The organism is Sphingomonas agri, from assembly GCF_038148795.1.
GTDB lineage: Bacteria > Pseudomonadota > Alphaproteobacteria > Sphingomonadales > Sphingomonadaceae > Sphingomicrobium > Sphingomicrobium agri.
Genome location: NZ_JBAPEU010000002.1, coordinates 972538 through 983699, shown reverse-complemented (window position 1 = coordinate 983699; position 11162 = coordinate 972538). Strand labels below are relative to the sequence as shown.

At 64.3% G+C, this 11162-nt stretch carries 13 protein-coding genes; 10 read left to right on the top strand and 3 right to left on the bottom strand.

Going from position 1 to position 11162, the window contains the following annotated elements:
* Positions 1–51 precede the first annotated feature (51 nt).
* The 6 genes from lgt (at position 52) to V8192_RS11830 (ending at position 4985) form a co-directional block, all read left to right on the top strand.
* On the top strand, positions 52–945 hold the full coding sequence (gene lgt, locus V8192_RS11855) for a prolipoprotein diacylglyceryl transferase (RefSeq protein WP_341633274.1): 894 nt from the start codon (positions 52–54) through the stop codon (positions 943–945).
* Positions 942–1919 carry a class I SAM-dependent methyltransferase gene (locus tag V8192_RS11850; RefSeq protein WP_341633273.1) on the top strand — a complete coding sequence of 326 codons (978 nt, stop codon included), beginning with the start codon at positions 942–944 and terminating at the stop codon, positions 1917–1919. Before lgt ends, V8192_RS11850 begins: the two co-directional genes overlap by 4 nt.
* Entirely contained in the window at positions 1916–2425 is a 510-nt protein-coding gene (locus V8192_RS11845) for a GNAT family N-acetyltransferase (RefSeq protein WP_341633272.1), read from the top strand. Before V8192_RS11850 ends, V8192_RS11845 begins: the two co-directional genes overlap by 4 nt.
* On the top strand, positions 2422–3189 hold the full coding sequence (pgeF, locus tag V8192_RS11840; protein WP_341633271.1) for a peptidoglycan editing factor PgeF: 768 nt from the start codon (positions 2422–2424) through the stop codon (positions 3187–3189). The genes V8192_RS11845 and pgeF overlap by 4 nt, the downstream gene beginning before the upstream one ends.
* 92 nt (positions 3190–3281) lie before the next feature.
* A complete protein-coding gene (locus tag V8192_RS11835; protein ID WP_373276345.1) occupies positions 3282–4592 on the top strand; it encodes a cystathionine gamma-synthase family protein in 1311 nt (436 codons plus the stop codon).
* A gap of 18 nt (positions 4593–4610) precedes the next feature.
* Entirely contained in the window at positions 4611–4985 is a 375-nt protein-coding gene (locus tag V8192_RS11830) for a VOC family protein (RefSeq protein WP_341633270.1), read from the top strand.
* Between the two features lie 31 nt (positions 4986–5016).
* On the opposite strand, the gene V8192_RS11825 is transcribed toward V8192_RS11830, so the two are convergent.
* From V8192_RS11825 to V8192_RS11815, 3 genes are read right to left on the bottom strand one after another with little or no spacing between them, the layout of a single operon-like run.
* The gene (locus V8192_RS11825; RefSeq protein WP_341633269.1) at positions 5017–5688 is read right to left on the bottom strand and encodes an HAD family hydrolase; all 672 of its coding nucleotides are present in this window, start codon (positions 5686–5688) and stop codon (positions 5017–5019) included.
* Complete coding sequence (locus V8192_RS11820) at positions 5685–6449, bottom strand: nucleotidyltransferase family protein (RefSeq protein ID WP_341633268.1); 765 nt, start codon at positions 6447–6449, stop codon at positions 5685–5687. The genes V8192_RS11825 and V8192_RS11820 overlap by 4 nt, the downstream gene beginning before the upstream one ends.
* Positions 6446–7687: a CDP-alcohol phosphatidyltransferase family protein gene (locus V8192_RS11815; protein ID WP_341633267.1), complete on the bottom strand. Its 1242-nt coding sequence runs from the start codon at positions 7685–7687 to the stop codon at positions 6446–6448. The genes V8192_RS11820 and V8192_RS11815 overlap by 4 nt, the downstream gene beginning before the upstream one ends.
* Between V8192_RS11815 and V8192_RS11810 the strand changes: the two genes are divergently transcribed.
* From V8192_RS11810 to V8192_RS11795, 4 genes are read left to right on the top strand one after another with little or no spacing between them, the layout of a single operon-like run.
* The gene (locus tag V8192_RS11810; protein WP_341633266.1) at positions 7655–8761 is read left to right on the top strand and encodes an ABC transporter permease; all 1107 of its coding nucleotides are present in this window, start codon (positions 7655–7657) and stop codon (positions 8759–8761) included. The genes V8192_RS11815 and V8192_RS11810 overlap by 33 nt on opposite strands.
* Positions 8758–9588 (top strand): ABC transporter ATP-binding protein, encoded by an 831-nt coding sequence (locus V8192_RS11805; RefSeq protein WP_341633265.1) that lies wholly within the window; start codon positions 8758–8760, stop codon positions 9586–9588. The genes V8192_RS11810 and V8192_RS11805 overlap by 4 nt, the downstream gene beginning before the upstream one ends.
* The gene (locus tag V8192_RS11800) at positions 9588–10541 is read left to right on the top strand and encodes an MlaD family protein (protein ID WP_341633264.1); all 954 of its coding nucleotides are present in this window, start codon (positions 9588–9590) and stop codon (positions 10539–10541) included. Before V8192_RS11805 ends, V8192_RS11800 begins: the two co-directional genes overlap by 1 nt.
* A complete protein-coding gene (locus V8192_RS11795; protein WP_341633263.1) occupies positions 10538–11149 on the top strand; it encodes an ABC-type transport auxiliary lipoprotein family protein in 612 nt (203 codons plus the stop codon). Before V8192_RS11800 ends, V8192_RS11795 begins: the two co-directional genes overlap by 4 nt.
* Positions 11150–11162 lie beyond the last annotated feature (13 nt).

Here is an 11162-nt window from a genome sequence, read left to right as displayed (position 1 = left end):
CACCGCTCCTTTGCCTTTGCGCGCCCTCGTCTTATGAGACGCTGAACTTTGATGGGGAAGCCCTTGCAAGCCGTCGACAACAGCCGCTTCGTTGCGTTTCCCGACCTGGGCCTTTCGCCCGTCGCGCTCCACATCGGATCCTTCGACCTTCGCTGGTACAGCCTTGCCTACCTCGCCGGCATTTTCATCGGCTACTGGTACCTGCTCAAATTATTGAAAGAACCCGGCGCCCCGCTCGCGCGGCGGCACGCCGACGACCTCGTCTTCTATGCCGCGCTCGGCATCATCCTCGGCGGCCGCCTCGGCTACGTCCTCTTCTACAACTTCGGCCAGTATCTGAAGCATCCCCTCGAGATCCTCAAACTGTGGGACGGGGGAATGTCCTTCCACGGGGGTGTCATAGGAACGACGGCCGGGATCATCTATTTCGCCCACAAGGAGAAGCTGAACTGGCTTCGCATCCATGATTACGTCGCCTGCTGCGCGCCGTTCGGGCTTTTCTTCGGGCGCCTCGCCAATTTCATCAACCAGGAGCTGTGGGGCGCACCGACGACGGTCCCCTGGGCGATCCGCTTCCAGGAATACAACGAATTCGGGCAGCGCGTCCTTGGACCGCCCCGCCACCCGAGCCAGCTTTACGAAGCCGTCCTCGAGGGCATCGTATTGTTCGTCATCCTCGCTTTCATGTTCTGGAAGACCAAGGCACGCTACGAGCCCGGTAAGCTCGTCGGCATATTCATTTTCTTCTACGGAATCTTCCGGTTCGGGATCGAGTTCATCCGTGAGCCCGACCAGCAGCTGATCGGCTTTGCCCAGGCGACCCACCTCCACATGGGCCAGTGGCTTTCGCTTCCGATGATCCTTGGCGGGATTTACCTGATCTGGACTGCTCCGAGGCGCCGTGTGCGCGTCGAACCGACGGTCGGCACCGCCTCGGTCGCGTGACGCCGCTGGAGCGTGCGCTTCGCGAGCGGATCGCCGCCGAAGGGGCGATCACTCTCGAAGCCTTCATGGACGCCTGCAACGCTTATTATTACGCGACGCGTGATCCTCTGGGTGCTCGCGGCGACTTCACGACGGCGCCCGAAATCAGCCAGATGTTCGGCGAAATGATCGGCGCAGCGCTCGTCGACTGCTGGAGGCGCGGCGGCGCGCCGCCGGACGCCATCTATGTCGAGCTCGGTCCCGGGCGAGGAACGCTATCGAGCGATGCCTTGCGGGTCATGCGGGCAGGGGGCTTCAAGGGCGAGGTGCACCTCGTCGAAACGAGCCCGGTGCTGCGCGAGGCTCAGGAAGAGGCTATTCCAGGGGCAAGCTGGCACGATAGCATCGATGATCTTCCAGCGCGCCCGCTGCTCCTGATCGCAAACGAATTCTTGGACGCCCTGCCGGTGCGCCAGCACGTCGAAGGGCTCGAGCGGCACGTTCTCGTTGCAGCGGGCGGTCTTGCCTTCGACCGCGACGGGGAGATCATCGAGACGTCGCCTGCACGCGAGGAAGCGGCCGCTTCGATCGCGACCTGCCTTGCAGCCAAGGGGGGCGCCGCCATCTTCATCGACTATGGACACGAAAAGAGCTGCAGCGGAGATACGTTGCAGGCCGTGCGGGGTCACGGCTACTCCCCCGTACTTGCAAACCCCGGGGAACAGGACCTGACTTCACATGTCGATTTCGAGGCGCTCGCAGACGCAGCCCGGGAAATGGGCGCGGCGGTATCGCCGCTCGTTCCCCAGGGCGAGTGGCTGATCCGCCTCGGCATCGAGGCCCGCGCTCAATCTTTATCCAGGGCCAATCCCGAGCGAGCCGAGGAGATCCAGGCCGCGCTCGAGCGACTGACGTCGCCGAGCCAGATGGGCGCGCTCTTCAAGGTGGTCGCAATCCACGCACCCGACTGGCCCGCGCCGGCAGGTCTTGCATGACCATCACCTATCGCGATGCGACGCCTGCCGATGCTGCAACGCTCGACCGCATCTTCGATACGAGCTTCTGCGACACGTTCGGCCACCTCTATTCGCCCGAGGATCTCGAGGCCTTTCTCTCGAGCTTCGGCGTCGCCGACTGGGAAGCGCAGCTCAGCGACCCGGCCTTCTCGTGCCGGATTGCCGAACAGGAAGGCGAGGCAGCAGGCTATATCAAGCTGGGTCCGCTGAAGCTTCCGGTCGAGACCGAGGGCCCGGCGCTCCTCCTTGACCAGCTCTATGTCCTCAAGGAGCATCATGGCGCCGGCATCGCCCAGAGCCTCATGGACTGGGGCGTGGAGGAAGCCCGGAGGCGCGGCGCCTCGCAGATCTTCCTCACGGTCTTCGTCGACAATCACCGGGCGCGCCGCTTCTACGACCGCTATGACTTTGAAGCCGTCGGCCGCTACGACTTCATGGTCGGGAACCACGCGGACGAAGACATCATCATGAGAAAGCTGCTGTGAGCGACGTCGAGGTTATCCGGGCGGTGAGCCTCGGAAGCCTGCCGCACGGCTTTCTTGGCCGCCGCGGCGGCATCTCCGTGGGCGAAATGGCGGGGCTCAATGTCGGCTACGGAAGCAGCGATGACCGCGAGGCAATCGAGGGCAATCGCCGCCTCGCGGTCGCGGCGCTCCTTCCCGATGCCGAGCTTGCGACCGTCCACCAGGTCCACTCGGCCGAGGCGATCGTCGCCTACGAGGCATGGGACCAGGGATCGCGACCGAAGGCCGACGCCATGGTTACCGATCGGCCCAACCTCATGCTTGGGATCCTGACCGCCGACTGCGCGCCGGTCCTGTTCGCAGATCACAAGGCCGTGGTCGTCGGCGCCGCCCACGCGGGCTGGCGCGGAGCGCTTGCTGGCGTGACCGACGCCGCGATCGAAGCGATGGAAGTGCTGGGCGCCAGGCGCGAGAACATCCACGCGGCCGTCGGGCCATGTATCGCGCAGCCGAGCTACGAGGTGGACGAGGCCTTTCGCGCGCGCTTCCTGCACGCCGATGGAGACAACGAGAGGTTTTTCGTTTCGAGCGACGTCGGCAAGCCGCATTTCGATCTTGAGGCTTATGTCGTCCATCGCCTGATCGCCGCCGGGATCGACGAGGTCGAGGCCCTCAACCTCGACACCTACGGCCAGCCGGACCGGTTCTACAGCTATCGCCGTTCCGTTCACCGCGGCGAATCCGACTACGGCCGGCAGCTGAGCGCCATCGCAATTCCGGGCTAGGAAGACCCGCCCGCCTTATCGGGGCCGGCGCGCAGTTGATTGGCGCGGCGCGGGTGTTGGCGCTAAGGCGCGCTCCGACAAGGAGATCCAGTTTGCCCACCGAACGTGAAATCGCAGCCGCCAGCTCCAGCCACCGCGCGCCGCGGCCCTCGCCAACGAAGATCGGCAACCGCCAGTTAAGCGCCCAGACGCTGATGCTCGGCTACGGTTTCGACCCGGAACTGAGCGAAGGTTCGCTCAAGCCCCCCATTTTCCTCACGTCCACGTTCGTGTTCGAGAATGCGGCCGCCGGAAAGCGCTTCTTCGAAGGCGTGACGGGAAAGCGTCCCGGCGGCGCTGAAGGCCTTATCTACTCGCGCTTCAACGGACCCAACCAGGAGATATTGGAAGACCGGCTCGCGGTCTGGGAAGATGCCGACGACGCGCTCGCTTTCTCGAGCGGAATGTCGGCGATCGCGACGCTCCTCCTGACCTTCGTTCGTCCCGGCGACTGCGTCGTCCATTCGGGCCCGCTCTATGCGGCGACCGAGACCCTGATCGCCAAGATCCTTGGCCAGTTCGGCGTATCCTGGGTCGACTTTCCCTCGGGCGCAACGCGCGAGGAGATCGACGAGGCGCTCGCCAGGGGCAAGGAAAAGGGCCGCGTCAGCCTCATCTATCTCGAGAGCCCGGCCAATCCCACCAACATGCTGGTCGACGTCGAGGCCGTCGCTGCTGCCCGCAACGCGGCCTTCGGCGAGAGCGAGCGGCCGCCGATCGCCATCGACAATACGTTCCTGGGTCCGCTCTGGGCAAAGCCGCTTGCACAGGGCGCCGACATCTCCGTCTACAGCCTCACCAAATATGTGGGCGGTCACAGCGATCTCGTCGCAGGCGCGCTCGTCGGCGAGAAGAACCTCATCAACCAGGTGCGCATGTTCCGCAACACGATCGGAACCATCTGCGACCCCAATACCGCCTGGATGCTTCTTCGGAGCCTCGAGACCCTCGAACTGCGAATGTCTCGCGCAGGCGAGAATGCAGCAAAGGTCTGCGACTTCCTCAAGAGCCATCCCAAGGTCGAGAAGATCGGCTACCTGGGCTTCCTCGAGGAAGGCTCGCGCCAGGCCGACATCTTCCGCCGCCATTGCAGCGGTGCCGGTTCGACCTTCTCGCTCTATCTGAAGGGCGGCGAAAAGGAGGCCTTCGCCTTTCTGGACGCGCTCCAGATCGCCAACCTTGCGGTGAGCCTGGGCGGTACCGAAACGCTTGCGAGCGCGCCGGCGGCGATGACTCACCTGTCGGTCCCGGAAGAGCGCAAGAAGCAGCTCGACATCACGCCCAACCTCGTCCGGATCTCGATCGGCTGCGAGGACGCCGACGATCTCATCGCGGACTTCGCGAACGCGCTTCAGGCGGTCTAGAAACGAGCGGAGCTGAGAATGGCGGTACTTGGAGTTGGCGGCCTGTTCTTCAGGGCGAAGAACCCCGAGGCCCTTGGCAACTGGTACCGCGAGCATCTCAACGTCGGAGCGGGCTGCGCTGCGGAAAATGCAGGCGCTCCCGACGACATGTGCTGGATGGCCGGTGGCGGTCCCGTCGTCTTCGCGCCCTTCTCAGTGGATACCGACTATTTCCCTGGCGCCTTCATGCTGAACCTTCGGGTCAGCGGATTACCCGGGATGATCGAGACGCTGAGGAGCAAGGGGATCGCGGTCGAGACGCGCGAGGAATGGAACGATCCCAATGTCGGCTCCTTTGCGCGCATCCAGGATCCCGAGGGTAACCCGGTGGAGCTCTGGGAACCGGTAAGCTAGGCTGCAGTGCTTTGGTTGACCTCGGCTGCCGCTAGCCCCAGTCCTCGATCTCCCATCCCTTCTGCTCGGCGAGCCGTCGAAGCTTTCCGTGCGGGTTCACTGCAACCGGCTGGTCCGCCCACTCGAAGGCGGGTCGGTCCGAGACATGGTCCGAATAGAAGCGGACATGGCCGTGAGCACCTTTAAGCTCTGAGGCTTCGATCCAGTCGGAGATCATCCGCATTTTCGCCGGGCCGTAGCAATTCTCGCCGGCGATCTTCGCGTGAACGCGGTCATCAAGGCCGATGATCGATCCCGTGCCGATCACGTCGTCAAAGCCGAGACGCTCTGCAATCGCATCGGCATAGAGCCGGTATGACGCCGTCGCCAGAACGAGGCGGCGGCCCTGCGCCTTGTCGCGGGCGATTGCCTCTCTCGCGCCGGGCCGGATGTTGGTTGCGACCTGCCGGTCCGCGAAGCTTTCGACGAGAGGCTGAAGTTCGCGCGGGTGGATCACTGCACCGAGCAGCAGGCGGTGATTGATCTCCTTCAGCCTCGCGCGGTCGATCAGGCGCATGGCGTAGGCGAGCATAGAGAGGATCGCGAACGGAAGCAGCAACAGCCGCAACGGCGCGCGGCGCATCGCGCAGTGAACGAGAAACGGCGTGTAGGTCGGCCGCCTCGTGACCGTCCGGTCCATGTCGTAGACGGCAAGTTCGCTCATGCTTTCCCCGCCAGGATTGCATCAGCAAGATCATGGTCGGCGGGCTTGTCCACGTCGACGCCGGCAAGCGGGTTCGAAAGCGTTACTCCCCTGATCCTGAGGTGAAGGCGCCCGCCGAGCCGCGAGAGCACGTCGTTCATGCTGACGAGGCGAAGCGCCACGCACAGGAGCAGCACGGGACCAAGAAGCGACATGACCCTCCAGGCCTTCTTCCGGTCCTGCTCGACCGAGCGCCAGAGTTCGATCGCCGGGCGAACCGCGGGCGATGCAAGGGCAAAGAGGTTGGCGCCGGTGTATGCGCTCTTTCGAAACCTGATCCAGGTCCGCTCGGTATTGGGGAGGCGCGCCATCAGGTTCGCGCGGTCGACGACCCCGATCGCGACGTCGGAGCCACGCGCGCCGCGCGCGAACTCGTCGACCGTCTGGGGATCGAGAAGGGCATGGTCGGCGGTCGTGACGAGGAGCGGCCACCTTGTCCCGGGATCATCGCACAGGGCAAGCATCGTCTCGGCGATGGTTCCGCCAGATTCCCGGAATTCTACGCGCGGATCCTTGGGGATGACGGCTGCGAGCCTGTCGGGCGCCTGCGAGAGGACCAGTATCCGCGAGATGCTCGCACTCTGGAGGAGAGCCCTGACGGGACGGCGCACCATGGGCTCGCCCCGAAGGGCGATGAGCGCCTTCATGTCGGTCCCGAACTGCGACGCGAATTCGTCGCGCCCCGGCCTCGAGCCCGCAAGCAGGATGGCGGTAAAGCTCACGCGTCGAGCCAGCTCGCGATCTTCTCTCCGCGTCCCTGCCGCTCGGTCATCTGGGCGAGCCGCACCGCGTGGAAGATGAGACTGATAAGCGTCCACCAGGCCACCAGTTCCAGGCCGCTGTCGGGGCGGCGGACGAGGAGGCTGAGGACGAGGATCACCATGTTGGGATTGCGCCTCGCGGTAACCAGCCGGAACCTGCTGTCGAGCGGCCGCCAGACGTGGATCTCCATGCCGGAGAAGCGCTGGATCGAGAGGCCCTCGATCGCTCGCTGGGCGACATAGCCGCCGACGATCACCCAGAGGACCATCGTTGCGTAGACGGGTTCGAGCGGGCGCCCATAAGCGGCAAGGCCATGAAGCCATGCCCACCACCAGAAAGGCGGATGGACGAGGTCGATGCCGTGATCAAAGACATTGCCCCACCTGGAGGAAGCGCCGGTGCAGCGCGCGAGCTTTCCGTCAACGGTGTCGAGCACCATGAAACCAAAGCCAGAGATGACGCCCCACCAATATTCGCCGCGCCAGAAGAAGTAGAAGGCAAGGAGGCAGAGCAACGCGCCCGCCAGTGTCACCATGTTGGGCGAAACGCCCGCGCGCGCAGCCCAGCGCGTCAGGTAGAAGGCGGGCCTGCGCCAGAGATAGAGAGTGAGCGCATCCGTGACGCCCTTGTAGGCGCCGTCGTAAGCTGCGCGCTCGACAGGCTCGGGGTCTGATGGATCGAGCGGGAGGACGAACGGCCGCTCTCTTTTTCTCAGTGCCGTGTTGCTGAGCTGCGCAGTCTCGCCGGCGATCATCTCATAACCCTCGATCGCGGTTCCCGCTGCGAGGGCCTCAGCAATGCTTTGAGCATCGTCGTCTTGAGGCACGTGCGCCATCACCGGCTTTCCACTCAGCGTCAGCACGCTCCTTGGCCGGTCGCGCAATTCCTTCAGCCAGACGGGATCCCAGCCATAGGCCATGCTTGCAAGGATCGCGGCGCGCCCCTGTTGCGGCGCATCTGCGCATTCCAGACCGGCGTTGGCCGCAAGCCGGCAAGCGCGCGCGTGCGCATCCATCCCGAAAGGACGCGCGGGATTTTGGCCGATCGGCACGAAGAGGAGAGGTGTCTCATTATCCACTGCCGTCGAGGCATAGAGGGGCACCAGTCGGCAGAAAAGTCCCGCGACTTGCCCAGAAGAGCCATTTCGCGCACTACTCCCCCGCGCATGGCCGAGGTTACTGAGCAGGAGACGGATCACCCGAGCGGCTCGGTCTACCGGGTCGCTGGAGCGCTGACCATCACGCGCGCCGCGACCACCCAGCGCGAGCTCGACGCGCTCCAGGATCCCATCACCATCGATCTTAGCGAAATCGACCGCATGGACACGGTCGGTGCATGGATCGTCTATCGGACCGTGCGCGACCGGGGAGCGAAGGTCATCGGCGCGAGCCGCGACGAGGTCAGCCTTCTGAAGCAGGTCGGCGAGTTCGATCATCCGGCGCAGGTCGTTCCCGACGAGCCGCACAATTTCATGGCCGGCCTTCGCGAGCTTGGACAATGGGTCGTCGAAATCGGACACACCCTCATTGGTCTACTCGGCTTCTTCGGCGCGACGCTCCTTGGCTTTGCAAACGTCATCCGCAGACCCACCCGCCGCTTTCGCGTGAATGCCGTCGTCCAGCGCTTCGATGTCGTTGGCGTGCGCGCGCTCGGCATCATTGGGCTAATGAGCTTCCTCATCGGTATCGTCATTGCCCAGCAGGGCTCGGTTCAGCTCGCCCAGTTCGGCGCCGAAGTTTACACCATCAACCTCATCGGCCGCATCACGGTCCGCGAGCTCGGCACGCTCATGACGGCGATCATGGTCGCGGGCCGATCGGGATCGGCGTTCGCAGCGCAGATCGGAACGATGAAGATCACCGAGGAAATCGATGCAATGCGGACCATCGGCGTGTCGCCGATCGAGGCGCTCGTGCTTCCGCGCATCATTGCAGCAGTGATAATGATGCCGCTTCTCGCCTTCTGGTCGATGCTCCTTTCGCTCATCGGTGGCGGCGTGTTCGTCTGGCTCTCGCTCGGGATCCCGCCGCTCACCTACATCCAGCGCCTCCAGGAAGTGATCCCGCTCACCGACATGTGGGTGGGCATCATCAAGGCGCCGGTGTTCGGCTTCATCATCGCGCTCGCCGGCTGCTTCCAGGGCATGCTCGTCCAGGGGAACAGCGAGGAAGTGGGCTCGCGCACCACGACCGCCGTCGTCCAGTCGATCTTCCTGGTGATCGTGCTCGATGCCGTATTCGCAGTCTTCTTCAGCACGATCGGCTGGGTATGACGCAGGTCCCCGAGAACCTCGACCCGACGTACGTGTCGAAAGACTGCAAGCCCATCATCACCGTGAGGGGGCTTCGCAACAGTTTCGGGGAACAGGTCGTCCACGAAGACCTCGATCTCACCGTCTGCAGAGGCGAGATTCTCGGCGTCGTCGGAGGTTCGGGCACCGGCAAGTCCGTGCTTCTCCGCTCGATCATCGGGCTCCAGACACCTGACACGGGCGAGGTCGAGGTGCTGGGCGAAAACATGATCGGGCGGGAGGAGGACGAGGCCAAGAATATCCGGCGCCGCTGGGGTATCCTGTTCCAGAACGGCGCTCTCTTCTCGACGCTCACCGTTGCCGAGAATGTCGAAGTCCCGATCCGCGAATACTTTCCGGGGATCAAGCCGCCGCTCCTCGACGAGATGGCCTCCTACAAGATCGCGATGGGCGGCCTCGATGCCGATGCGGGACCCAAATATCCTTCCGAACTCTCGGGTGGCATGGTGAAGAGAGCAGCGCTCGCACGCGCCCTCGCGCTCGACCCTGAACTGCTTTTCCTCGACGAGCCGACCGCCGGGCTCGATCCGATCGCGGCGGCGGCGTTCGACCAGCTCATCAAGTCGCTCCAGAAACGGCTCGAGCTTACGGTCTTCCTGATCACGCACGACCTCGATACGCTGCACGCGATCTGTGACCGCGTGGCCGTCCTTGCCGACAAGAAGGTCGTTGCGGTCGGAACGATTCCGGAACTATTGGCTTTGGACCATCCTTGGATACAAGAATATTTTAACGGGCCACGCGGCCGGACTGCGGCAGCGGCTTACGAAGAAGGGGCAATCGCGTAGTGGAGACCCGGTCGAACTACGTCATGGTTGGCGCGGTCACGGTGGCGCTGCTCGCCGGCGTCCTTCTCTTCATCGTCTGGCTTGCCGGTCTCTCGAACAAGGCGACCAAGTGCTTCGACATCTATTTTGCGCAGGGTGTCGGCGGCCTCAACAAGGGCTCGAACGTCAGCTTCTCGGGCGTTCCCGTCGGCCAGGTCCAGAAGATTTCCCTCCTCCCGAACCGTCCCGAGTTCGTGTGGGTGAGGGTCGAGGTCGACGAGCAGACGCCCGTCCTCCAGGGCACGAGCGCGCAGATCCATGGCGTCGGCTTCACCGGCGTTTCGGAAATCCAGCTCCAGGGAGCCGAGCGCGGGCGGCCCTCGATCGACCAGGTCGGGCCGCAGGGCTGCCCGGTCATCCCGGCAACCTCGGGCGGCATCAGCGCGCTTCTCAACAGCGCCCCGGAACTCATTGACCGCATCCAGCGCCTGACGGAGCGATTGACCGAGCTCCTGAGCGACAAGAACCAGAATTCGATCGCCGACATTCTCGAGAATATCGACGCGACCACCGCCCAGCTTAGAAAGCACGCGCCAGAGATGGGCGACACGATCGCCGAGATCAAAATTGCGTCGCACAATGCCGGGCTCGCGGCCAACAATGTCGCGGCACTCTCGGCCAACGCCAACCGGCTGGTAAGCGAGGACGGGCGTCCGGCCATGGAGAACCTCAACAAGGCGCTGACCTCGGTCCAGCAAACGACTGACAATCTGAATTCGATGATCAGCGATGCGCGCCCCGGCGTTCAGAACTTCAGCAAGTCGACGCTCCCGGAGGCGAACAAGCTCGTTCATGACCTTCGCGACCTGACGCAGTCGCTCCAGGCGGTGTCGAACCGCATCAACCAGCAGGGGATCGGCGGCACGCTGGGGCCCGAAAAACTGCCCGACTACAAGCCAGGGAAACGCAAATGAGGCTGTTGGCCAAGACGAGTGCCGCAATTGCGCTGGCGGCGGGACTTAGCGCCTGCTCGCTGAGCGGCATGCTTGGGGGCGGAAAGCCGCCCACCAATCTCGTCACCCTGACGCCCGAGGCGGCTGAGCCGCCGCAGATCGCGCGGACCGTGGCTGCGGGTCAGGCCGTCACCATCTCGACCCCGTCCGTCGCAAGGGAGCTGAGCACCGTGCGCGTTCCGGTCCAGGTTTCGCCGACCGACGTTCAATATGTAGCGAACCTGCAGCTGGTCGACACGCCGGCGCGCCTGTTCGCGAGCCTTCTTTCCGAGACTGTCCGGCGCAGCACCAACCGCGTCGTCCTCGATGCAGAACAGACAACGCTCGATCCCGGTCTCACCGTCACCGGCGCCCTTCAGCGCTTCGGCTATGACGCTTCAACGGGCCAGGTCGTCGTGACCTACGACAGTTCGCTTTCAGTCGCGGGCGGCAATCGCGTCGAGACGCGCCGGTTCAGCGCGAGTGCTCCTGCGGACGGAACCGCCGCGACCGTCGGACCGGCACTGAACCGCGCCGCCAACCAGGTCGCCGCCGACGTGGCCCGCTGGATCGGAAGCAGCGGCTCCTAGGAGCCCCGCTCGC